This window comes from Arcobacter sp. CECT 8985 (genome assembly GCF_004116495.1).
Classification (GTDB): domain Bacteria; phylum Campylobacterota; class Campylobacteria; order Campylobacterales; family Arcobacteraceae; genus Malaciobacter.
The window spans coordinates 1-21,139 of the sequence record NZ_PDKC01000010.1; the positions used below are offsets into that span (position 1 = coordinate 1).

The 21,139-nt window shown below is 31.2% G+C and carries 33 protein-coding genes; 16 read left to right on the forward strand and 17 right to left on the reverse strand.

The window, feature by feature from the left end; translation table 11 throughout:
* The 3 genes from CRU93_RS05920 to CRU93_RS05930 all read right to left on the reverse strand — a co-directional run.
* The coding region (locus CRU93_RS05920) for a hypothetical protein (RefSeq protein WP_164967628.1) at positions 1–241 on the reverse strand (241 nt) is incomplete at its 3' end.
* A gap of 17 nt (positions 242–258) precedes the next feature.
* Positions 259–465, reverse strand: coding sequence for a hypothetical protein (locus CRU93_RS05925; protein WP_129103267.1), 207 nt, complete (start codon positions 463–465; stop codon positions 259–261).
* A gap of 106 nt (positions 466–571) precedes the next feature.
* A complete protein-coding gene (locus tag CRU93_RS05930) occupies positions 572–907 on the reverse strand; it encodes a hypothetical protein (protein WP_129103268.1) in 336 nt (111 codons plus the stop codon).
* 350 nt (positions 908–1,257) lie between these two features.
* On the opposite strand from CRU93_RS05930, the gene CRU93_RS05935 reads away from it, so the two are divergent.
* Positions 1,258–2,397, forward strand: coding sequence for a site-specific integrase (locus CRU93_RS05935; RefSeq protein WP_129103269.1), 1,140 nt, complete (start codon positions 1,258–1,260; stop codon positions 2,395–2,397).
* Here CRU93_RS05935 and CRU93_RS05940 read toward each other — a convergent pair.
* From CRU93_RS05940 to CRU93_RS05995, 14 genes are all read right to left on the reverse strand, one after another.
* Positions 2,394–2,651, reverse strand: coding sequence for a hypothetical protein (locus tag CRU93_RS05940; protein WP_129103270.1), 258 nt, complete (start codon positions 2,649–2,651; stop codon positions 2,394–2,396). The genes CRU93_RS05935 and CRU93_RS05940 overlap by 4 nt on opposite strands.
* Entirely contained in the window at positions 2,638–3,126 is a 489-nt protein-coding gene (locus tag CRU93_RS05945) for a sigma factor-like helix-turn-helix DNA-binding protein (RefSeq protein ID WP_129103271.1), read from the reverse strand. The genes CRU93_RS05940 and CRU93_RS05945 overlap by 14 nt, the downstream gene beginning before the upstream one ends.
* On the reverse strand, positions 3,127–3,321 hold the full coding sequence (locus tag CRU93_RS05950) for a hypothetical protein (protein WP_129103272.1): 195 nt from the start codon (positions 3,319–3,321) through the stop codon (positions 3,127–3,129). It lies immediately after the preceding gene.
* A 4-nt stretch (positions 3,322–3,325) separates the two neighbouring features.
* A complete protein-coding gene (ssb, locus tag CRU93_RS05955; protein ID WP_129103273.1) occupies positions 3,326–3,766 on the reverse strand; it encodes a single-stranded DNA-binding protein in 441 nt (146 codons plus the stop codon).
* A 1-nt stretch (position 3,767) separates the two neighbouring features.
* Positions 3,768–4,271: a hypothetical protein gene (locus CRU93_RS05960; protein WP_164967629.1), complete on the reverse strand. Its 504-nt coding sequence runs from the start codon at positions 4,269–4,271 to the stop codon at positions 3,768–3,770.
* Positions 4,243–4,416 carry a hypothetical protein gene (locus CRU93_RS14130; protein WP_164967630.1) on the reverse strand — a complete coding sequence of 58 codons (174 nt, stop codon included), beginning with the start codon at positions 4,414–4,416 and terminating at the stop codon, positions 4,243–4,245. Before CRU93_RS14130 ends, CRU93_RS05960 begins: the two co-directional genes overlap by 29 nt.
* A gap of 107 nt (positions 4,417–4,523) precedes the next feature.
* Positions 4,524–5,195 carry a dUTP diphosphatase gene (locus CRU93_RS05965; protein ID WP_129103275.1) on the reverse strand — a complete coding sequence of 224 codons (672 nt, stop codon included), beginning with the start codon at positions 5,193–5,195 and terminating at the stop codon, positions 4,524–4,526.
* A complete protein-coding gene (locus CRU93_RS14135; protein ID WP_164967631.1) occupies positions 5,192–5,332 on the reverse strand; it encodes a hypothetical protein in 141 nt (46 codons plus the stop codon). Before CRU93_RS14135 ends, CRU93_RS05965 begins: the two co-directional genes overlap by 4 nt.
* Before the next feature lies 1 nt (position 5,333).
* Entirely contained in the window at positions 5,334–5,825 is a 492-nt protein-coding gene (locus CRU93_RS05970; protein WP_129103276.1) for a hypothetical protein, read from the reverse strand.
* Position 5,826: 1 nt separating this feature from the next.
* Positions 5,827–6,864: a ParB/RepB/Spo0J family partition protein gene (locus CRU93_RS05975; protein ID WP_129103277.1), complete on the reverse strand. Its 1,038-nt coding sequence runs from the start codon at positions 6,862–6,864 to the stop codon at positions 5,827–5,829.
* On the reverse strand, positions 6,842–7,462 hold the full coding sequence (locus CRU93_RS05980) for a ParA family protein (RefSeq protein WP_129103278.1): 621 nt from the start codon (positions 7,460–7,462) through the stop codon (positions 6,842–6,844). The genes CRU93_RS05975 and CRU93_RS05980 overlap by 23 nt, the downstream gene beginning before the upstream one ends.
* 445 nt (positions 7,463–7,907) lie before the next feature.
* Positions 7,908–8,192 (reverse strand): hypothetical protein, encoded by a 285-nt coding sequence (locus CRU93_RS05985; RefSeq protein ID WP_129103279.1) that lies wholly within the window; start codon positions 8,190–8,192, stop codon positions 7,908–7,910.
* A 99-nt stretch (positions 8,193–8,291) separates the two neighbouring features.
* Positions 8,292–9,281 (reverse strand): hypothetical protein, encoded by a 990-nt coding sequence (locus CRU93_RS05990; protein ID WP_129103280.1) that lies wholly within the window; start codon positions 9,279–9,281, stop codon positions 8,292–8,294.
* Between the two features lie 226 nt (positions 9,282–9,507).
* The gene (locus CRU93_RS05995; protein WP_129103281.1) at positions 9,508–10,107 is read right to left on the reverse strand and encodes a LexA family transcriptional regulator; all 600 of its coding nucleotides are present in this window, start codon (positions 10,105–10,107) and stop codon (positions 9,508–9,510) included.
* A gap of 113 nt (positions 10,108–10,220) precedes the next feature.
* Here CRU93_RS05995 and CRU93_RS06000 point away from each other — a divergent pair, with 113 nt between their 5' ends.
* The 15 genes from CRU93_RS06000 (at position 10,221) to CRU93_RS06070 (ending at position 21,130) form a co-directional block, all read left to right on the forward strand.
* Positions 10,221–10,424, forward strand: a complete 204-nt coding sequence (locus tag CRU93_RS06000; RefSeq protein WP_129103282.1) for a hypothetical protein — start codon at positions 10,221–10,223, stop codon at positions 10,422–10,424.
* A gap of 27 nt (positions 10,425–10,451) precedes the next feature.
* A complete protein-coding gene (locus CRU93_RS06005) occupies positions 10,452–10,958 on the forward strand; it encodes a phage regulatory CII family protein (RefSeq protein WP_129103283.1) in 507 nt (168 codons plus the stop codon).
* A 3-nt stretch (positions 10,959–10,961) separates the two neighbouring features.
* Positions 10,962–11,147: a hypothetical protein gene (locus tag CRU93_RS06010; protein WP_129103284.1), complete on the forward strand. Its 186-nt coding sequence runs from the start codon at positions 10,962–10,964 to the stop codon at positions 11,145–11,147.
* A gap of 175 nt (positions 11,148–11,322) precedes the next feature.
* Positions 11,323–12,162 (forward strand): hypothetical protein, encoded by an 840-nt coding sequence (locus tag CRU93_RS06015; RefSeq protein WP_129103285.1) that lies wholly within the window; start codon positions 11,323–11,325, stop codon positions 12,160–12,162.
* On the forward strand, positions 12,162–12,569 hold the full coding sequence (locus CRU93_RS06020; protein ID WP_129103286.1) for a hypothetical protein: 408 nt from the start codon (positions 12,162–12,164) through the stop codon (positions 12,567–12,569). The genes CRU93_RS06015 and CRU93_RS06020 overlap by 1 nt, the downstream gene beginning before the upstream one ends.
* Positions 12,570–12,697: 128 nt before the next feature.
* Positions 12,698–13,783 carry a tyrosine-type recombinase/integrase gene (locus CRU93_RS06025; RefSeq protein WP_129103287.1) on the forward strand — a complete coding sequence of 362 codons (1,086 nt, stop codon included), beginning with the start codon at positions 12,698–12,700 and terminating at the stop codon, positions 13,781–13,783.
* Positions 13,784–13,786: 3 nt separating this feature from the next.
* Entirely contained in the window at positions 13,787–13,981 is a 195-nt protein-coding gene (locus CRU93_RS06030; protein WP_129103288.1) for a hypothetical protein, read from the forward strand.
* 3 nt (positions 13,982–13,984) lie between these two features.
* Entirely contained in the window at positions 13,985–14,506 is a 522-nt protein-coding gene (locus CRU93_RS06035) for a hypothetical protein (RefSeq protein ID WP_129103289.1), read from the forward strand.
* Between the two features lie 105 nt (positions 14,507–14,611).
* Positions 14,612–14,869, forward strand: a complete 258-nt coding sequence (locus tag CRU93_RS06040; RefSeq protein ID WP_164967632.1) for a hypothetical protein — start codon at positions 14,612–14,614, stop codon at positions 14,867–14,869.
* The gene (locus CRU93_RS06045) at positions 14,866–15,537 is read left to right on the forward strand and encodes a hypothetical protein (RefSeq protein WP_129103291.1); all 672 of its coding nucleotides are present in this window, start codon (positions 14,866–14,868) and stop codon (positions 15,535–15,537) included. Before CRU93_RS06040 ends, CRU93_RS06045 begins: the two co-directional genes overlap by 4 nt.
* Complete coding sequence (locus CRU93_RS06050; protein WP_129103292.1) at positions 15,534–17,390, forward strand: phage terminase large subunit family protein; 1,857 nt, start codon at positions 15,534–15,536, stop codon at positions 17,388–17,390. The genes CRU93_RS06045 and CRU93_RS06050 overlap by 4 nt, the downstream gene beginning before the upstream one ends.
* Positions 17,374–17,574, forward strand: a complete 201-nt coding sequence (locus CRU93_RS06055) for a hypothetical protein (protein ID WP_129103293.1) — start codon at positions 17,374–17,376, stop codon at positions 17,572–17,574. Before CRU93_RS06050 ends, CRU93_RS06055 begins: the two co-directional genes overlap by 17 nt.
* Positions 17,575–17,644: 70 nt before the next feature.
* Positions 17,645–17,878, forward strand: a complete 234-nt coding sequence (locus CRU93_RS06060) for a hypothetical protein (protein ID WP_129103294.1) — start codon at positions 17,645–17,647, stop codon at positions 17,876–17,878.
* 2 nt (positions 17,879–17,880) lie between these two features.
* The gene (locus CRU93_RS06065; RefSeq protein WP_164967633.1) at positions 17,881–19,356 is read left to right on the forward strand and encodes a phage portal protein; all 1,476 of its coding nucleotides are present in this window, start codon (positions 17,881–17,883) and stop codon (positions 19,354–19,356) included.
* Positions 19,340–21,130: a phage major capsid protein gene (locus CRU93_RS06070; RefSeq protein WP_164967634.1), complete on the forward strand. Its 1,791-nt coding sequence runs from the start codon at positions 19,340–19,342 to the stop codon at positions 21,128–21,130. Before CRU93_RS06065 ends, CRU93_RS06070 begins: the two co-directional genes overlap by 17 nt.
* Positions 21,131–21,139: the final 9 nt, after the last annotated feature.

Below are 21,139 nucleotides of genomic sequence, written 5' to 3' on the forward strand. Positions count from 1 at the left end.
CTGTTTGTAATATAAATTTTTTATCTATATAATTTCTTTTTTTTTCTATGTTTTGTGTATCTTTATATTTAAACATTTCATAAATATATGGATTTATAAGAACTATAGAAATAACGATTGCAATATAAACTAAAATATTCTCAGTATTATTATTTAAGTGAGTATCATATTTAGATATGAAATAAATACTTACAAAAAGTAATATTATTCCAATTATTGCTTTATTTTTATTTGTAATCATTTTGTTTTCACCCAATACTAATTATATTTTTCAATACTTCTTAAATAAGGGAATAAAAGATACATTCCATATATTCCAAATATTAAAGAAATAATTATAGTAAAATCACCAAAAAAGTTATTGATTGGATCGTTTAAATCAATCATTAAAATTAAACTTAAAAACATTATAACTACACCTAAAATTGCTTTTTTACCTAAATTATTATTTGTATCTTTTTTCATTTTTATCTTCTTCTCTACAACAAGATGGTAATAGTAGAATTATTACTAATATAACTAAATATCTTTTTACTTTTATAGATTCCAATCTTTTGCTTCTTTTTTTATCTTATAATCGAAACCATCTTTTCCACCAAGGTTTTAAAGTTTTACCATCTTTTTCAAAACAAGATTTTCCTTCTCTTACTTCTTCCATATTTTTAGGTGAACAATGTGCTAATGATCTATTAAAATACTCTTCTATAAATTTTTCACTTACAAATACTACTTCAAACTCATAAGGTTTATTTACTTTACTAATCCCATTTAGTTTATATACACTTAAACTCTCATTTAGTATATCTGGCAAGTCACTTCTATAGTTTATCAGTCTTATTCTAGATTTTATGTTTTGGTTGATTTCTGATCGCAGTTGTTTAGTAATATTTTCTATTTTGATAGACATAAAAATAGCCTTTGTAAAAGTAATAGAAAATATTATCTAAAAATAAGTTATAAAATTATTAATATTTGATGAAAATTAATTTGTACCAGGTATAAAAAGCTCGAAAAGTTTCGAGCTTTTTAAAACTTACGCTTCTACTTCTACTTTCACAGGAGTAGATTCCCAAAATTTAGCATTTCACTTCTTTTTTCTACAAGTTCGATAAAATCGTACTCTTACCATAAAATCATTCATTGAAGATCTTTTTGATCTATTTCTCAAAAGCTACTAAAGAGTAATAAAAGTTATAAAAAGTTAATATCACTGTACAAACACTGTACAACAAAATATTTTCCCAGGAACTGATAAACATGGAAAAAACAAAATATACTGGTGTGTTCTTAAGAACATCAAAAGATGGTATAAAAACATATTATATAAAATATTCAATAAAAAACAAGCAGCACCAAGAAAAGGTGGGAACTTCTGTTGAGGGGATAACTGCACTGTATGCTTCAAAAATGAGAGCAAAAAGAACTTCAGTGGATCGTTTGAAAGATGACGCACCAATGATCTTAAAACAAAAGCATATGACATTTAATGAAGCTTTTGATCTATACTATGAAACTGTTAAAACAAAAAGTGATGGTGAGAATATCAAGAGCAGATATACAAATCATGTTAAATCATTTTTTGGCCATTTGAGAGTAGATGAAATCACCACAAATGATGTTGAAAATTTCAGAGATAAAATAAGAAGTAAGAAAAAGAAAAATGGTGATGAATATGCACCAAAAACTAAGAATGATTGGATTGACATAGTAGGAACTGTTTATAATCACTTGATCAAGAAAAAAGGTTTAAAGCTAACCAATCCAGCTGATCATAACAAAGTGGAACGGGAAAAGGTTGATAATGATCGTGAACGATACCTGGAACTGCACGAAATTGAAAAGTTATGGGATAAGTTGAATAATAGAGTAGGAACACAGTATAAAGCTTATGTAACTGAATATATGAAGATCTTTTTGGCTTTGAGTTTAAGCACTGGCGCAAGGCTCTCAAGTGTATTAACAATTGCAAAGAGTGATATAAATCTTGATACAGATACTATCTTGATAAAGAACCATAAAGCAAACAGAACATATCATGGTTATTTACATCCAGTATATAAAGATCTTATTAAAAGTAGAATGGCGAAATTATCACCAATAGATTATCTTGTAAGTGGTACACCAAATGTTTTGGCAAGAACTGCACCTTATAAGGTTTTTCAACCAATATTTGATGAACTATTTAACCAGGGGTTAAAAGCTGATGATAGAAAAAGAAGAGTTGTGATCCATACATTAAGACATACTTTTGCTTCACAGTTAGCGATCCAGGGAACACCTATTTTTACTATTATGAAGTTGATGGATCATGCAGATATAAGCCAAACAATCAGATATGCAAAACTAAGCCCTGAAAATGGAAAAAACAGTGTGTTTGACTTGAAGTTAAAGGCTTAGTTAAATATTTTGATTTGATTATCTACAATTGTTCTTGCAATTGCAGTGATTGAATATAGTGGCTTACCTTTTTCTTTTCTATTTAATCTAGTAAAAGGGATACCAATCTCTTCTTCTCTATCTTTTTTAAGTCCAGCTTCTGTTCTTCCAAGAACTGAAGCAGTTTCCTTTGGAGTTAGTGCAATTTTGCTGAATTTCTCAAATAGAAATGATGATATTAGTTTGTATTCTTGTTCTTTTTCAATTGCACTCATTGTACTTTCTCCTTTTATTGTTTTTTCTTGTTACTGCAATTTCTTTGTATTCCATGATCGTTTCAATTGCATTGTTTTTATTTAATCTTTTTAATAGGTTTGGGCTTTTGATTTTTAGAATACCAGCTGCTTCAACTTGCCTTACTCTTTCCCTGGTAATACCAATGATATATCCAACTTCATTTAGTGTACAATCATCAAGAAATGCTGCATATTTTGTTTCTAATAGTTTCAAAAGAACATGAAATCTAATATAATCTTTTTCTTTCATTGGCTTTTCTGCATATTCTCTTTTAGATCCATTTTTTGTTTTGATCATTCTTGCTTTTTCAGTGTTTCTTTTTTCAACTCTTTTGCAATGTTTTTCATATAGTTTTTTCTTTTTCCAGGCTGGGATCTTTGATACAAGTTCTTCCAGGATATATTTAAAAACTATCGCTTGATCACTTACTCCATGTTCAGGGTTTGCACTCATTTAACTTTCCTCATTAAAAACATCAAGTGGCATTTCTGTATCCACTACCAGGGTTTTTATATTTGATATATCTATCACATTAAATTGTTTCTTACCATCTTTTGAAACAGCACATATATAAAGGGTGTCACTGTTTTGTATAGCTTCATGTGGGATCACAATCTGCTTTTCTTTTTCATCTGCAATTGCACCCATCTGATCATCTTTGATGTGGGTTGTAATTGTTTGGATCATAAGCATTTTGATGGTTCTGTTGGTTATGTTGATGTGCCTGGTTGTTTTGCTGCTGTTGATAGTAGTTATTTTGATCTTGTGGTTTTGGATCAAGCATTGTCATGTTATCAACTCTTAGTGCATGTTTAGATTTATTTGATCCATCCTGGGCAGTCCACTGTTCAAAAACTAATCTTCCCTCTAATAAAACCTTAGATCCTTTTCGCAAGTATTGGTTCGCAACTTCAGCTGATCTTCCAAAGATATTAAAATCTAAAAAGCAAACTTCTTCTTTTTGATTACCTTGCTGATCTTTGTATTTATGTGTAGCAGCAATTGCACCTTTTGCAAGAGCAGCACCACTTGGCATATATCTCAATTCAATATCCCTGGTTAAGTTCCCAACAAATATACACTTATTAAACATTCTATTTACTCCAATACTTTTCAGTTATTATGTGTGCTGCTTTCATCATATTCAGCACTGTTTTTTTATTATCTTCACTCTTTGTTTCAAAGTGATTGATCACCAGGATAAGATCATCTAGTTTGATATTGATCTTCTCTTCATTTTTATCATTCTCAAAATAAGTAACTAGCATACATCCACCCAAAAAGGCTGGGATATATTCTTGACCAGCTGCAATGTTTTTTTCAATAAGGTTTAAAAGTTTTGTGTAATTGCTGCTATACATTTTTGCGATCATTCCACTTCTTGAATTTTCTATCTTTTGATTTATGCTTTGAAGTGTTGCGATCTTTGCCAGTTCTGAAACAAACTGATCTTTTTTCTTATATAGATCTTCTACAATCTTTTTATCCTTGATAATATCAGTGCTTACATCATCATCTTTTTCAATATCCAATCCAATCATCCTGGAATGAACAAATGCACAAAAACATTCAAGCTTTATTTTTTCCGATAGTTTCATTTTCTATATTTCCATATTCATCAAATTTCACACCCATCTTTTTCAATCTGCTACGAAACCTATTGATCTTTTTTGATAGTTCTTTGATTTGTTTTTTATTATTTAAGATCTCATATAAACTCATAGTGTTTAATGATCTTGCCACTTTGAGATCCAGGCTTTTATGTTCCTGGATTACCCCCCATTTCAGCAGTTAGCTGATTTATTTTAAGTTGCTGCTTTTCTTCAGAACTCATTGTGTAATTCATAGCTTTAGTCATGATTAGATCCTTTTAAAGAGTAAACATTTTCAATGTAGTAAGTGTTTAGATCGTTATATAAAAGATCAAACAGTTCATCATCTGCACCCCATTCATTTGCTATTTCAAAAGCAACTGCATTATCTTCTCTACCATTCCAGTTCTTAACATAATGGCCACTTTTATATCCCTTATCTTGTCTAAACTTGTTAAGGCAGTTTTTCACAATATATGCAATATAAATATCTTCATTTGTCATATCAATGTTTGTAAAAAGACTTTTTAGCTGGTGTAATTTTTCACAACTATCTTCTTTTATTATCCCATCAATATTTTTTTCAATATCAGTTTCAAAATCAAAACTTGTTTCAAAAATTGTTCTAAATTTATTTGAAGTAAGCATAATTGCAGTTTCAAGTTTTTGTTCTATACCAAAAACATTTGTATGAATTTGAATTTGTTCAGATATTATAAAATGAAGAATATCTATTGCTTCAACTTTTACATTTTCAAGATCAGGTTCTTGTTTTTTCCACCACTTATAACCCCAGCTTTCAAGTAATTCACCACTTTCTGCAATAATTGCACTTTGCCAGTTATATCCTTGCTTGTGCCACTCCTTGTGAACTTGCATATTAAATTGATTTTGCATAGTTACCATTGTGTTAAAAATATTTGTATTCATGTTTGTTTTTCCCTTTTATTTGTTTTGTTGTTTGAGTTAAACTTGATGTATGCAGCTGGAAAAACATATGTTTTGTTTATTCTTGCTTTTTCAACAGTTTCTTTGTGATCCTCAACTATCTTTTCTTGAATATTCATCTTAAAGTTCTTTTATCTTGTTATTTCTTTTGGTGATTTTCATGCTATATGAAACTTCAACTGATCTTTCATAAAAATATGTGCTTCCACAACTTTGGCATTCTTCATCACCACTATCTGAAGCTTCCCAGCTATCTGATTGTTCATATCCACAATGAGGGCAACATATTTCATCTTTGAAGTTTAGTTCTTCAAGTTCTTGTGGTTTTTTACACTCTTCAACAGATAAATAATTTAGTTTAAAATCAAGGCTGCACTTTCTGTAATATTTACCATCTATTTTCAATATTTCTGTATCAAAATTAAGTGATTTATCAAGTGTTTTTATAATTTCAAAATCTTCAATACTTTTATCTTTTTCACATATAAGTTTCACATCCCATTTGACAATATAAAATGGCTTAGGATCTCTTTCTTCTGCTTCTTTGCCACACATTCCACATTTCCCCTTTACAATAGGGTATTCGCAACATTTACTAATTTTATTACTCATTTTAAACTTCCTCTATTGTAATTTTGTATGTTTTGTTTTCATCTAGTTTTTCATGTATTTCTTCCCAAGGATCACCAATCCATTCAAAACCTTTTGCACTCCATTTGCTTGGTGTGAAATTAAACTTTTCTTTAAATTTTTCTTTCCCTGGGGAAATTTCTTTGTTTTCATTTTCTTTTTTCTTTGGTGATAAAAGTGCGTCAAAATAAACATTAAATGTAAAACCACTATCTTTTGCTTGATCAGGATATTTTTTATAAGCTTTTGATAAAGCACTATTCTCATTTGGTGCTTTGATAATTTCATCTGCAAAAATATTTCTATCTTTATCACGAATTTGAAGTAAATAACTATTGATAACTACTTCATCACATTGTTCATTTTTCTCTTTCACACCTGGTTTAAAATCTTTTATATCATCCCTGGTGATCTCACCAGCAAGATATTTTTCATATACTTCTTTTTGTACATCTGTATCTTTTACCCTGGCGATCTCTTCCAGCACTGAAAGTGGAAGATCATTTTCATTTTCTTCAATATCTTTGATAATTTGACTATCTAGTTTTAAGCAGCCAAAGGCTTTTGATATATAAGATGGTGATTTACCAATTGCTTTTGCTAGATCTGCTTTCTTTTTATATTGGCCACTGTTCCAAAGTATGCTGATATATTTGGCAACTTCAAGATCTGTTAGATCTGATCTTTGAATATTTTCGATTAATGAGAGTTCTTGAACTTTGTTGCCATCAGCTTGAATAATATGTGCTTTGATAGTTCGAGATCCAAGGTGCTTTGTAGCCCTATATCTTCTTTCACCCGATATGATCATAAACATACCAGCACCATCACTTACCACTGCGATTGGTTGGATCAGTCCATGTTCTTTGATTGAAGCTGCTAGATCCTCAATCTCTTCAAAAGATTTTCTAGGCTGATTTGGGTTTGCATAAACCTTATCAATATCAAGTTCCTGGAATGGAGTTACTCCACTGGTTTTAACTTTGCCTTTAGTGACTTTACCAATTGCTTCTAAGTTCATCACACAATCCTTTTATTTCAGCCTTTGCAACTTCATTTTTAGTATCAAAGATAGATTTTCCAACACCAAGTGTTTCTTTATAGATCTTTCTGTTTCTTATGATTGAGTTTAGAAGGCTTATATTCTCACTTTCACCAATTGCCCTGGTGATAACATCAAAATCTTTTGTAAGTGGGTGTATGTTGTTTAAAACTACATTTACAAATGGGTTTCCAATCTCTTCTAGGATCGCTTCAAAAGTTTTAAAACCTAAAACTTCAGTAAGTGAATTTGAAATTGGAACAATGATCTGATCACTCCAAGATATTGCAGTTCTGTTAATATCATTATCAAAACCACCAACATCAACAATAAGTATTTCATCATTATTGTAAGTTTCAAATGTGCTGATAAGTTCAGCAGCAGTTTCACATTGGATCACTTCTTTTTTGTCAAGTCCACTTGCATATCTAATGTCATTTATAAAAAAGATAGTTTGCTGGAAATCTAAATCAATGATCTTAACCTTTTGGCCATCATTGATAAAACAGTTTGCTATGTTCCAGGCTAGTGTGGATTTACCAACACCACCTTTTGTGTGTGCAACAGTTAGGATCATAATACATATTCCCCCATCTTCAAAATCATTTGATCTATACAGATCAGTAATTCTTCTAGTTTTTTCATCTTCAGTTCCTTTTATGAATTTATATCCATATACCAACCACCAAGTATTTCTTTTTACTCCTGATTTAATTCTCTAAAAATATGTGTGCTAATAGGTGGCTGGTATATAGACATAAAACCAGCATGAGATTTAACAGTAAGTTGTAAAAGAACATAACCTTTTTTGAAAAGGTGTATTGAAATGATACATAATGTGTTATTAAATGAAACTTAAATATGATACATTATGTATCAATATGATAGAATATGATTTGACGAAATAAAATAGAGGAATACAAAATGATTGAAATGAGTTGGATTGAGTTGGGTGAAACTATTGTATATGCTGGATTAGGTGGGTTTGTATTAGGTTATGTTTTAAGTGTTTTATTGACACACTAAAGCTGGATACATTTTTCACCAGTTGCAGTGCAAGTTTTTTTATCATAAAAAGGGCATATTACTTTTGAAGCTTTACCAGCTGTCATAAATAGTTTTATTTTAGGTTGTGTAAAAGATTTGTTTCCAACTCTTTGGAGTGGAGTGTGTTCGCCTTTGATATGACAACTTGCATTGTGTTCAGTAGTTGTTTTTAGGGAACCAACTTTTACACCAATTGTAAAGCCAAGTGTACCCACAGAAACTAAAATGGCAACAAATTCATAATTTGTAAATTCTAACATATAAAAATCCTTTTGAGAATTATATCATAGAATATTCTAGGCATAAAAAAAACCCAGGCCAAAAAGTGACATGGGTTTGAATTTTTTAGTTAGATATTTTTAGTTTTCTATATAGTCAAGAATAAAAGCTTTGATTGGTTTTTTTGTTACACCATCTTTTACTATTTTTATTTTTAGTTTAACTTCTTGTTTTGTTTCTGCTTTTGTCATAAGTCGCATTCTTTTTGCAGCTGATATTGTTTCAGAATTTGCAAGAGGTGCAACACCTTGGATCTTGAACATTTTACCATCTTTAACAAAGTTGTAGTATTCAAGCATATATGTTCCCTCAATTGGATCTTCTTCTATATCATCAACTGTTGGTTCAACATAGTTATATTCAGGTTCATTTGCGTTTGTAAGAGTATGATTATCAATGTTTACATTTTCGCCATCTTTAAGAACTGAAACTGTAACTTGCTTTGGTTTATTTATAGCATTTTGTAAAGTTTTGTTTAGCTTCACTTCTTTGTCTTTTTCAAGGATTTTATTTACTAGATCTTGATAAGTTTCTCTTTCTCTTTGTCTATCTTCTTTTTCTCTTTCATCAGCTGCTCTTTCTTCAGCTGCTTCCATTTCTCTTATTTTTTGTTCAGAATGTGTTTTAACTTTTTGAAGATCAGCTTCTACATTGTAAGTGTATGCAGAATGAGAAAACCACATCAAAGAAATACCCAAAATTACATACATTAAATGTTTACTTTCCATATTCTTTAACCCCTCTAATCCCAATAAATCACTTATTAATTCAAGACATCCATCTTGTAATTTAAACTGTAAAAACTTTGCTTCTTCATCGAATTCTATCTCAAAATTTCTTTCAAGTTCATTTATAAGTCGTGTGTAATTATCCTGGTGAGAAACAATGATCTTTGCAATATCTGCGTCAATCACAGAAGCATGATGTTCTGCAAATCTACCACCATCAAGCTTTAACATATAAGTAATAGGTTTTATTTCACCAAGTTTAAAATCTTCATTATTTAAGATCGCTTCTCTTACTGCTTTTATTTCATCAACATTTGTTATATTTAATACTTGTGTCGGCAATTATTTTCCTTTGTTTTTAGATATTAGTTTTTTTAGTTTTTCCATCTGATCCTGGATCTCTTTAGATCCAAAGAATTTATCATCTGAAATAATTTGAATAGTTGTGTATTTGTTTTTCAAGATAAACCCTTTATAAAATTATCGTAAATCAAATATCCAACAATGAATATAATTGTAAATATTGCTGATACTTTGATCCTAAAGAGTAGATATTTAAAATTTGGCATTAGAAGTCTTTATCTATTTTACCAACAACTAAAGCCATTTTTAATTCAACTGGATCATCACAATGTATTGTAATAACATCATATTCTTCAGTATTTAGAGGTATCAAAGATATAATTGTTCCAGCTTCATTTATCTTATATCTTTTTATTCCACTTTCACCATTTAAATTATAATGAACTATTTTTCCACTATCTATTATTCTATTTGGGCAGCAATAAACAATATCTCCATCATTTATTTTTGGTTGCATACTATTCCCATCTGCTTCAACTGCATACATTCCAGTTTTGAACATATCAACTGGAACTGGTATTGGATCATAACCATTAAGATCATAATCTTTTGGTACACCACATGAAGATTTTCCTATAAGTGGAATAATTCTATTTTTAATTAAGCTTGACTCACTTATTAGATAATCACCTGAAACATTAAAAAATTTTGATAGCATATAAATTTGTTCAGGATTTGGACTTCTTTTTTCAGGTTCATTGATCCATCCACTTACAGATGATCTACTTGTTCCAAGATAGTCAGCTATTTGCTGAACACTAACTTTTTTTTCATCTTTTAATTCACTAATTTTTTTACCAATCATAAAATAATTCCTTTTATTTGATACATATTGTATCACATATTAAAAAGCCAATATGATACATAGTGTGTTAAGTTTAAGTTTTTATTAATGGCACATTATGTATCATTTTCAACATGAAACGTGAAAATTTAAAACAATTACTATTAAAACACTATTCAGTCGCTGGTGTAAACATGATCTTAAGAGGTGAGAGAAAACCATCTTATGAAGTAATGTTCCAGCTTTCTGAAAAGAACAATGTGCCTTTCACTGCTTGGAAAGATATTACATCTTTCATATCAAATGATACAAAAAGTGTTGAAGTAGCGCAAGTATAACAACAAAACCAATTATAGGGGTAAAAAATGAATATAGATAAGTTATTTGGAAAAGATGAAATACCAAATTATGGTATTTATGAAGTAGCACACCAGGTGGTATATGATTATATGAAAAAAAATGATATTCCAAAGATTGATGAAGTTGCTGCAAAGCTTGGTACAACTTCAGGTGTTTTATATAGAAGATTAAACCCACAAGATATGACAATGCCACTTAGTATGGATAGTGTTATTGCGATCACTCACTTAACTGGTGATATGCGAATACTTGAAGCTATGGCCAAAGTATTTGATCAAGTTTTAATCTCAAAAACAAAAGCACAAGCAAAATCAAGCGATATAAATCTTTTAGTTGATATTGCAAACATGGAAAATGGTGATGTGTTCAGAGTAGTTAAAAAAGCAATAGCAGATGATCAGATCACACCTGAAGAAAGAGAAGAAATATTAAAAGAAATAGATGAAGCACAGAAAGCAAATGCAGAACTTAAAGATCGTGTGCTGCACTTAGCAATAAAAGATCAGGAGTAATTTATGGTAAAAATTGAAATAACTGATTTGAAAGATGGAAGAGCAACATGTGATATAAATGGATCACTTAATTTAATTACAGCAGAACTTGCACTTGCTATTAAGCAAATAGCAGATAATTGTGAATGTCATACTGATGAAATATTTGAATTAATTGATGAAAGAATAATTGAAAAAGAAAAATTATAATTAAATTTTACCCGTGGGGTATGTAGTCAAGCGACCAAACCGTCTACATATCCCACACCAACAACACTAATCAGGAACTTCATAGTGAAGTTAGTTGTAATTTTATCAGTTCCTTTATTGCAACTGGCTTTAGCTGATTTCACTATGCAGTTCCTGGAGTAAAGAAAGGAACAGATTGAAACATATACTAAAACAACTTAATCAAAAACCAATAGCTTATTATCCAGTTTATCGTGAAATTACTGGATCAACTACTGGTGGAATATTACTATCACAACTTATGTACTGGTTCAGCAAAAAAGATAAGATTTTTAAGACTGATAAAGAGATTATGGAAGAAACTTTTTTGACTAGAAAAGAGTTAGAAAATGCAAAAAAACTTATAAAAAAACTTGATTTTATAACAGTTTCAAGAGAGGGATTACCAGCTAAAACATACTATGAAATTGATTGGAATGAGATGTTATCAAGTTTACACCATTGGGGGAAACTAGAAAAACCAAAAGGTGAAAACACTACTCCCCCAAAGGTGAAAACACTACTCCCCCAAACGGGTAAACATTCTATATATACAGAGAATACAACAGAGAATACAACAGAGAGTATAACTCCCTCTTCAATAATTTCTTTTTATAAATCTAATATTTCAAGTAAAAATCAAGACATTCAAGAGCCATCAAGTTTTAATCAAATTTCACTTAGAAAAGATGATTTTGAAAAAATTATGAAAGGTCTTGAAAATTATGCAAAATATATTTCATCTACTGGTAGGAAACCTGAACAACTTTTCTTTTTTATCAGAAATAGAATTTATCTTGATTACCAAGAAGAACAAGTTGCAGTAAAAGGAAAAAATGAAGCAATCGTACCAGCTGATCTTGTAGGTAAAAGATTTTGCATTGATGGTGAAGATATTGAATTTCAAGAAGATGGATATTTGAAGATCGCTAAAGATTGGAAAGTAACAAATGCAGAAAATGTACAGCAATTAGTAAATTTAGTAAGGGGTGCATAATGAGAGTATTAACAGAACTGGAAATGAATGAATTTAACAAGACTTATGATTTTTTAAATTACTACATTGGAACAGCTGCTTATAAAGCTAAAAAAATCCAGGAAATAAAATTTGATGGATCATCTGCAAACAGTGAGATCATTAAATTTGTAAGTGGGTTCAAAAATCTTCATAGAGCAGAAGAACTTGATATTACTTTTAAAGCACATCACACAGAACTTCAAAAAATTAACTTGATGTTCAATGAAACAACAGCCATACATAAAAAAGCAGTGATGAAAAGATTGATTAAATATTGTTTTAATAATCGTGTGCAACCTCATAGATTGAGAATGAGAGGGTGGAAAAACTATCAGATCATCAAAGACGAAACACCAGTTATTGTTGAATATGGTACAGCTGCTTAATCGTAAAAAAACAATCAGAAAACAAAAGTTTAAGATTGTAGCAAAAGGTATTGATAAATTTGCAAATTGCACTATTTATGGATTTGTTTATGATGAAAGAAAGATAAAAAAGGAATGGTTGAAGTGATATGATAGGTTCAAAAAGATATGGATCGAAAGTACAACTAAACTACCTAAAAGGTGGTGATATTTCTTATTTTATAGTTTATAAATCAGGTAAAAAAACTATTTACAAAAAAGTAGGTAGGAAATCAGAGGGAATAAATGAAAAAAAAGCTATTGAACTTAGAAACCAAATACTTTCAGAGTTAAGACATGGGATTGATTTATCACAAAAGAGCATGAAAACTCTTACTCTGGATAGATTAGCAGAACTATATTTTGCAAGTATTGCTGCACATTGCAAAAGCCATGATAAATACAAACAAGAATATGAAAGACACATCAAACCAGCATTTGGTGATATACCAATTGCAATGCTGGATGATATTTTGATTCAGGAATTTCAAGCAATTAAACTTTCTGATAAAAAAAGCAAAGGCAGTATAAATCAATATATCAAAGGCCTTAAAAGAATACTTAACTATGCGATAAGAAAATCAATAATTTCACACAGTCCATTCAAAGAAATAAGAATGTTCCAGGTGGATAATTCAAGACTTAGATATTTGAGTTTGAAAGAAGTGCAACTGCTTCAAGAAGAAGTTCAAGATCATCTTCTTTTGAAGTTGGTGGTGAAGATCTCATTAAGCACTGGTGCAAGAATTAACAGTGTGCTGGGTATTCAAAAAAAGCATATTGATCAAGAAAATAAAACAGTGCAGCTATATGATCATAAAAGAAAATGTTGGTATGTGGGATATTTGGATCAAGAAACATTTCACCTGGTGTGTGATCATATCCAGGAGTTTGGGATCAATGATCATGTAGTTTCAACAGATGGGAAGAAAACAAAATATGCAGATGTTTATAAGCTGCTAAGACTGATCTTTGATGAAAGATTTAACCAGGGATTAGACAAAAAAGACAGAGCAAACAGAGTTGTGATCCATACACTAAGACACACTTTTGCTTCACACTTGGCAATAGCTGGTGTGAGTATTCAAAAGATCCAAAAGTTGATGAACCACAAAGATATTAAACAAACAATGAAATATGCAAAGCTTTCACCTGATAGTGGAAGAAATGCAGTTGAAGAACTTTACAAAGGATAAAAAATGATTATAGCATGGGGAATTTTAATACCAGCAATTGTGGTATTTATTTTGGGATTAATAATAGCACCTTTTTATAATAGGGATGTTAGAAATGGAAAATATAAACCAAGTAATGATTACACAAAAGAAGATAGTAGAGGTATATTCTACTCATACATAGCAATATTATGCTGTGTTCAATATATTTGGGGCTAACTAATGTTAGTTGAATTAACTGGCCTGGATGATGTTCTTAAAACACTTCATCCAAGAGCATATCAAAAAGCACTGAACAGAACAGTGAATGATATTGGATCAAGAGTTAAAACTCAAATGACCAAGGAAGTAAGAAAAACATACAACATCAAAGCAGCTGAAATCAAAAAGTATATCAAGGTTAGTAGATCAAGATATTCAAATATGCAGTATGTGATGGATGTTAGAAGTAAGAGAAGAAATGCAATACATTTTGGTTCAAAGATCTTGAAGAAAAAAGGTTATGCAACTGTAAGGATCAAGAAAGAAAATGGAAGAAGTAAATTAAGAAATACTTTCCTTTCAAAAGATAAAAAAGCATTGCTTCATAGAGTTGGTAAAACACAAAAAATCAAAGCAGTTCAAACAGTTTCAGTTGCACAAATGTTCAATAAAAAGATTTTAAAAGAAGCAGATCAAATGGTAAAAAATGAGTTTGGAAATAAGTTAAAAAACAACTTTGATTTTTATATCGGCAAGGTTTAAAAAAAGTAGGTGAAAATTATGTATAGAAATAGGTTAGAAAATAGTATTAAATTTCCCACGGGAAAATATATCTTAATCAATTTATTTATCGTATTGCAAAGCAGTTTGAAAGTAGTAGCAAATAAAAGTAACTATATGGAATATTATTTAAAAGTAAAGCAAAGCATGAAAGCTCGTGTTAAAGGTACTTCCAGAGGGTTTTCTTTTGAGGGTACTGTCGAGCGCAAAAAAGTTCTATTTATGAGTTTTGAAACTTGGTTGTATTTTTTTAAAAACACTAATCCTAGCCTAAGTACTGGGATTACGGCTTTACACCACTTTTTACACTTGGTTGTATTTTTGATTTTCAGAGGTGTAAAATGAGTAAAAAGTATATTTCTCAATCAGAATTAGCAAGTTTATACAGCAAACCAGGTGGGTGTACTCAACAGTATATTGCAAAGCTAAAAAAGAAAAAATACTTTGATGAAGTCTTGGATAATAATGGAAAATTTTTAAGATCAAAAACACACGAATATCTTACGATCATTGAAGAGAGTAAAGATGAAACAAGAGAAGCACAAAGACAAGCAAACTCAAAAGAAGATAATGAAGATATTTCCCACGGGAAAAACAATCAAAATACAATAGCTGGATCAACTGATCTTACAAAAGAATTTGGAATGTTTGATGTTTCATATCTTGGAGCTGAAGCACAAGTTGAATTGACAGCATTACTTGAAAGTGGTGGAAAAGAAAAAAGTGCAGTTCAAAAAATACAGATCAAAGATGCTTTTATTGAGAGTAAAAGAAAAGAGCTTGAATTTAAAAAAGAACTTGGTGTGCTTATTGAACTTGAAGAAGCTGAAGCAGTTATGGAGTTGGTGGCTGCAAACATGAAAACCAAGATGTACAATGTATCACATCTATTTAAATCTAAATATCATAAAACCACAAAAGAGCAAGTTGAGTTTTTATATAAGCTTATTGATGAAGCATTTGGTGAGTTCAATAAATACGGGTTAGATGATGTAAAGGGTGAAAAAGAATGAGTTGCAAACCAAGTTTAACAGTTCAGCAAAGAAAGTTGCTGGGTTATGGTCAAGCACTTTTAAAACCTAAACCAAGATTAACTGGATCACAGTGGGCTGATACTTACTACCACTTATCACCTGAAAGTTCTGCTGCACCTGGTAAGTGGAAAACACTTCCTTATCAAGTTGAACCAATTGATTGTATGACAGATGAAACAACAGAACAAGTGACTTGGTGGAAGTCTGCAAGAATTGGATATACGAAGTGCATAAATGTTGCAGTTGCATATCATGTTCATCAAAACCCAGCTTCAATACTTCTTGCACAACCAACTGAAGATGAAGCACTTGGTTATGCTGAAGATGAAATTGAGCCAATGATCAGAGATAATGATGTTGTAGCAGATCTTATTGGTAAAACTACAAAAAAGGGAAGAAACAAAAAAGAGAAAACAGCTAAGAAAATGTATCCAGGTGGGATACTTGAATTAGTTGGTGCACACAGTCCAAGAAACTTTAGAAGAAGAACTGTAAGGGTTTTTATTGGTGATGAAATTGATGGTTGGGAACAGTCAGCTGGTAAAGAGGGTGATCAAATATCACTGGGTAAAAAAAGAACCAATGATTTTTGGAATAGAAAAATTATTCTTGGATCTTCACCAACTACTGAACACCTATCAAAAATCAAACCTGAATTCTTAAAGGGTGATCAAAGATATTATTACGTGCCTTGCCCACATTGTGGCCATAAACATAAACTGGAATTTAAAAACTTAGATATGCCAAGAACTGAAGATGGTGATCTGATTGAAGATGAAGTTGGTTTCTTTTGTCCTGATTGTGGATCAAAATATACAGAAGAACATAAAATTGAAATGATTGAAAAAGGTGAATGGATCGCAACAAAACCATTTAAAGGCCATGCAAGTTTTCATATATGGGCAGCTTATTCATATAATGCCAATAGTTCATGGGTTGCAATAGCTAAAGAGTGGTTTGAAGTTCAAGGAAATATTCAAAAATTAAAAACATTTACAAACCTGGTACTGGGTGAAACTTGGGAAGAAGAACAAGGTGATGAAATTGAAGATGATGAACTACTTGAAAGAAGAGAAGATTATACAACTTTACCAAATGAAGCAATAGTGCTTACATGTGGAGTTGATACACAAGATGATAGATTAGAGGGTGAGATCAAAGCCTGGGGAATGGATGAAGAAAGTTGGGGTGTAAAATATTTCAGAATTGAGGGCAGCCCAGGGCAAAGTAAAGTGTGGGAAGATCTTGATGATATTATCACATCTACTTACAAAAGAGAAGATGGGGTTGAACTTAGAGTGCTTTGCACTTGTATAGATAGTGGTGGTCACTTCACCAATGATGTTTATAAGTTTTGTAAAAAAAGAGAAATGAAAAGAGTATTTGCAATCAAAGGTGCAAACACTCCTGGTAAGCCAATTGTATCAAGGCCAACAACTTCAAACAAATTGAAAGTAAAGCTTTTTACTGTTGGAACTGATACTGCAAAAGAGTTGATATTTACCAGGTTACAGCTGGAAGAGTTTGGTGAGGGATATATGCACTTCAACAAAACTTATGATAAGAAATATTTCCAAATGCTAACAGCTGAAAAAGTGATCAATACATACAAGAATGGAAAAGCAGTAAGAATTTATAAACAGATCAGGGCAAGAAATGAAGCCCTTGATTACACTGTATATAATCTTGCAGCACTTAATATTTTAAATCCAAACTTCCAAAAGATCCAGGAACGATTGAAGCCAGTTGAGAAAAAAGAGATACAACAACCAAGACAAAGAAAACAATTAACAAGAAAAAAAGGGGGATTTGTAAATGGGTGGAAACAATAGAGGTAGGCCAAAAAGTGCTGATCCAAAAGTAAAATTTGATAATGTTCGATTAAAAACAACAACAATGTTTGATATAAAAATGATCGCTGAAGAACTTGGAATAAATGAAAGCACATTGGTTCAAACTATCCTAGAAAACGAAATGCCCAAGTATAAAAAACTTCTAAATTTAGAGGATTTTTAATTTTTGTCCCTTTTTTAATATGCCATTAATTTGAAATAATTCGGTCAAGAGAAAAAATAAAGGATTTATCTTGGCTACATTTGCAGAAGAAATGGTTACAAAGCTTGAAACAGTTCTACTTGGAAAAGCTTCAAATGATGTTCTTGAATATGAAGTTGGTAGCAGAAAGTTAAAGCATTATACTTTTACTGAACTTGTACAAATGAGAGATAGATTTAAAAGAGAAGTTGCAGCAGATAAAACAGCAGCTGATCTTGCAGCTGGTCTTGGTAATTCAAAAAGAAAAATTTTAACTAGGTTTTAATTGTGAAATTATTTGGATTTGAAATTAAAAGAGCAGCTAAACCACTTCCAGCAAGAAGATCATTTCATGCTGCAAATACTGGAAGCCTTTATGCTTCATGGATACCATCAAACACAACTGCTGATATTGATATAAAAAAAGATCTTAAAAGTATTCGTGCAAGAAGTCGTGAACTTATGCGAAATGATGATTATGCGATTAAGTTCAAGAGGATGGTTAAAAGAAAAGTAGTTGGGCAAAAAGGTGTAAAACTACAAAATAAAGCCAAAGATACAAATGGAAACTTAGATAAAAAAGCAAATGATTTGATTGAAGCTGCTTATAAAGAACATTGTAAAAAAGGAATGTTTGATGTAACTGGTAAATACTCACAAAAAGAGTTCTGCAAAATGGTTGTAGGAACACTTGCTGAAGATGGTGAAGTTCTTATAAGAACTGTCAAAGGCTATGATAATAAATTTAGAATTGCTTATCAACTTTTAGAAGCTGATCACCTGGATGAACAATTTAGTGATGTGGATAGAAATATTCATATGGGTATTGAATTTGATGAATGGGATAGACCTATTGCATATCATCTTTACAAAAAACATCCTGGAAACTATGGTGCGAATAGAGATACTACCAGGGAAAGAGTTCCAGCAGAACAAATCAAACATTTATTTATTCCATCAAGAATTTCTTCAACTAGAGGTGTGCCATGGATGGCCACTGCTATGACTAGATTAAAAATGACAAATGGGTATGAAGAAGCTGAACTTGTAGGCGCAAGAATTGGTGCAAGTAAAGGTGGTTTTTACACTCAAAATGCAGAGGGTGATGAATATGCTGGGGATACAACAATAAATGGAACACCAGCAAATGAAATCACACCAGGTGAATTTGAAGTGCTACCAGCTGGATGGGATTTTAAAGCTTATGATCCACAGCACCCAAATGCTTCATTTAAAGATTTTATGAAAGTTGTATTGCGTGGGATTAGTGCTGGGCTTGATGTGAGTTACAACAATCTTGCAAATGATCTTGAAAGTGTTAATTTTTCAAGTTTAAGAGAGGGTAAAAACGAGGAAAAAGAAGTATGGCAAGATCTACAAACTTGGTTAGAAGATAATCTTTTAAACGATCAATTTTCAGAGTGGCTTGAAATGGCACTTTTAACACAACAAGTTGCATTGCCTTTTTATAAATTAGAAAAATTTAATCAACCAACTTGGTTACATAGAGGATTTGCCTGGGTAGATCCATACAAAGATGGATTATTGAATGTTTTATTAAATAAAGAGGGATTAAGAAGTCATACAAAAATACTTGCAGATGTTGGTGAAGATATTGAAGAGGTTTATGCAGAACTTCAAAAAGAAGTAGAACTTAGAAAAAAATATGGGATTGAAACAATGAGCCATGCAGAAATAGCAAAAATCATTACTGAAACAATACAGTTTGAAGAAAGTGAGGATGGAAATGAAGAAAAAAATTGAATTAAGAGAAGAGATAAGGAATGTCCTGGGATCTGAAAAATTTTACAGAACTTTTGACATTGAAAAGATTGATACTGAAAACAGAACAGTGGAGCTGAGTTTTTCAAGTGAAGATCCTTATGAAAGATGGTGGGGTATTGAGATCCTAAGCCATGAAAATGGTGCAATTGATTTTTCAAGGTTAAAAAATTCAGCTCCATTGTTAGCAGAACATAATCGGGATGTACAAATAGGTGTTGTGGAAGATGCCTGGGTTGAGAATGCAAAGGGGCGTTCAAAAGTCCGATTTAGTAAAAACTCTGAAAAGGGAAAAGAGTATTTTGCTGATGTGGAAGATGGTATTAGAAAAAATGTAAGTGTAGGGTATGAGATCTTAGAAATGGTTCTAACTTCTGAAAAAGATGGAATGGAAACTTATACAGTTACAAAGTGGTTGCCTTTTGAAATTTCAATGGTTTCAATTCCAGCTGATCAAACAGTTGGAGTGGGTAGAAGTAAAGAAGAAAAAATTAAAAATCAAAATGAAGAGGGAAAAAGTATGACTGAAGAAGAAAAAAAAGCATTAAGATTAAAAGAACAAAAAGCTGCAAGAGAAGCTGAAAAAGCAAGAGTTAGAGAAATTGGTGCAATTGGTGCAAAATACAATATGTCAGATTTAGCAACTAAAGCAATTGATGATGATAAAACAGTTGATCAGTTCAGAGCTGAAGTATTAGAAAAAATGGATATTGCAAAACCAATCAATTCAAAATCAGCTGATGTTGATATGCCTGAAGAAGAGATCAAAGCTTATTCATTTTCAAGAGCAATTGCAGCTGCAATCACTGGTGACTGGTCAAAAGCACAAATTGAGAAAAAAGCAAGTGACGCAGTAGCTAAAAAAATGGGGAAAGATAGTAGAGGTTTCTTTATTCCACCACAAGTGTTAAAAAGAGATTTAACTACAACAACAAATGGTGGTAGTTCTATTATTCAAACAACAAACGGTGGTGCTTCATTTATTGACATGTTAAGAGAAGAATTACTTCTTGCAAAACTTGGTGGTACTGTATTAAGTGGAATGGTTGGTAATGTTTCAATTCCTAAACAAAATGGTGCAACTACTGCTTACTGGATCACAGAGGGTGGAACTATAACAAAAAGTGATATTGGATTAACAACACTTGATCTTACACCAAAAACTGTTAGTGGTAAAACTGCGTATTCAAGACAAATGTTATTACAGGGCAATCCTGATGTAGAAAGCTTAGTTATGAGAGATCTTGCAAGAACTATTGCACTTGCAATTGATAAAGCTGCATTTAGTGGATCAGGTGCAAGTGGTGAACCATTAGGTTTAATTAATACAACTGGTGTAAATGCAATTGATTGTTCAACAGCTGCTGGTGGTTTAGATTTTGCAAAAGTTGTTGATTTTGAAACACAAGTTGCAATAGATAATGCAGACGCAGAAACAATGTTCTATGCTGCTGGTGCTTCAGTTACTGGAATATTAAAAACAAAAGCTGTTGAAGATGGTCAAACTGAAAAACTATTAATGAATGGTGAAGTAAATGGTTATAAACATAAAAGATCAAATCAAGTTGGTGCAAACACAATGATCTTTGGTGACTTTAGCCAAATTATTACAGCACTATGGGGTGGGTTAGATATTTTACTTGATCAGTATTCAGAAGCTGATAGTGGTTCAGTTGTGATCAGAGCATTCCAAAGTGTTGATGTAGGTGTTAGACAAACTGGTGCGTTTAGTGTATCAACAAATATTAATCAATAAGAGGGGCTA

What these genes read in the sequence shown, in the direction of transcription:
- CRU93_RS05925 (WP_129103267.1), bottom strand. Translation starts at nt 465, where the DNA reads ATGAAAAAAGATACAAATAATAATTTAGGTAAAAAAGCAATTTTAGGT.
- CRU93_RS05930 (WP_129103268.1), bottom strand. Translation starts at nt 907, where the DNA reads ATGTCTATCAAAATAGAAAATATTACTAAACAACTGCGATCAGAAATC.
- CRU93_RS05935 (WP_129103269.1), top strand. Translation starts at nt 1,258, where the DNA reads ATGGAAAAAACAAAATATACTGGTGTGTTCTTAAGAACATCAAAAGAT.
- CRU93_RS05940 (WP_129103270.1), bottom strand. Translation starts at nt 2,651, where the DNA reads ATGAGTGCAATTGAAAAAGAACAAGAATACAAACTAATATCATCATTT.
- CRU93_RS05945 (WP_129103271.1), bottom strand. Translation starts at nt 3,126, where the DNA reads ATGAGTGCAAACCCTGAACATGGAGTAAGTGATCAAGCGATAGTTTTT.
- CRU93_RS05950 (WP_129103272.1), bottom strand. Translation starts at nt 3,321, where the DNA reads ATGGGTGCAATTGCAGATGAAAAAGAAAAGCAGATTGTGATCCCACAT.
- ssb (WP_129103273.1), bottom strand. Translation starts at nt 3,766, where the DNA reads ATGTTTAATAAGTGTATATTTGTTGGGAACTTAACCAGGGATATTGAA.
- CRU93_RS05960 (WP_164967629.1), bottom strand. Translation starts at nt 4,271, where the DNA reads ATGAAACTATCGGAAAAAATAAAGCTTGAATGTTTTTGTGCATTTGTT.
- CRU93_RS05965 (WP_129103275.1), bottom strand. Translation starts at nt 5,195, where the DNA reads ATGAATACAAATATTTTTAACACAATGGTAACTATGCAAAATCAATTT.
- CRU93_RS14135 (WP_164967631.1), bottom strand. Translation starts at nt 5,332, where the DNA reads ATGAATATTCAAGAAAAGATAGTTGAGGATCACAAAGAAACTGTTGAA.
- CRU93_RS05970 (WP_129103276.1), bottom strand. Translation starts at nt 5,825, where the DNA reads ATGAGTAATAAAATTAGTAAATGTTGCGAATACCCTATTGTAAAGGGG.
- CRU93_RS05975 (WP_129103277.1), bottom strand. Translation starts at nt 6,864, where the DNA reads ATGAACTTAGAAGCAATTGGTAAAGTCACTAAAGGCAAAGTTAAAACC.
- CRU93_RS05980 (WP_129103278.1), bottom strand. Translation starts at nt 7,462, where the DNA reads ATGATCCTAACTGTTGCACACACAAAAGGTGGTGTTGGTAAATCCACA.
- CRU93_RS05985 (WP_129103279.1), bottom strand. Translation starts at nt 8,192, where the DNA reads ATGTTAGAATTTACAAATTATGAATTTGTTGCCATTTTAGTTTCTGTG.
- CRU93_RS05995 (WP_129103281.1), bottom strand. Translation starts at nt 10,107, where the DNA reads ATGATTGGTAAAAAAATTAGTGAATTAAAAGATGAAAAAAAAGTTAGT.
- CRU93_RS06000 (WP_129103282.1), top strand. Translation starts at nt 10,221, where the DNA reads ATGAAACGTGAAAATTTAAAACAATTACTATTAAAACACTATTCAGTC.
- CRU93_RS06005 (WP_129103283.1), top strand. Translation starts at nt 10,452, where the DNA reads ATGAATATAGATAAGTTATTTGGAAAAGATGAAATACCAAATTATGGT.
- CRU93_RS06010 (WP_129103284.1), top strand. Translation starts at nt 10,962, where the DNA reads ATGGTAAAAATTGAAATAACTGATTTGAAAGATGGAAGAGCAACATGT.
- CRU93_RS06020 (WP_129103286.1), top strand. Translation starts at nt 12,162, where the DNA reads ATGAGAGTATTAACAGAACTGGAAATGAATGAATTTAACAAGACTTAT.
- CRU93_RS06025 (WP_129103287.1), top strand. Translation starts at nt 12,698, where the DNA reads ATGATAGGTTCAAAAAGATATGGATCGAAAGTACAACTAAACTACCTA.
- CRU93_RS06030 (WP_129103288.1), top strand. Translation starts at nt 13,787, where the DNA reads ATGATTATAGCATGGGGAATTTTAATACCAGCAATTGTGGTATTTATT.
- CRU93_RS06035 (WP_129103289.1), top strand. Translation starts at nt 13,985, where the DNA reads ATGTTAGTTGAATTAACTGGCCTGGATGATGTTCTTAAAACACTTCAT.
- CRU93_RS06045 (WP_129103291.1), top strand. Translation starts at nt 14,866, where the DNA reads ATGAGTAAAAAGTATATTTCTCAATCAGAATTAGCAAGTTTATACAGC.
- CRU93_RS06050 (WP_129103292.1), top strand. Translation starts at nt 15,534, where the DNA reads ATGAGTTGCAAACCAAGTTTAACAGTTCAGCAAAGAAAGTTGCTGGGT.
- CRU93_RS06055 (WP_129103293.1), top strand. Translation starts at nt 17,374, where the DNA reads ATGGGTGGAAACAATAGAGGTAGGCCAAAAAGTGCTGATCCAAAAGTA.
- CRU93_RS06070 (WP_164967634.1), top strand. Translation starts at nt 19,340, where the DNA reads ATGAAGAAAAAAATTGAATTAAGAGAAGAGATAAGGAATGTCCTGGGA.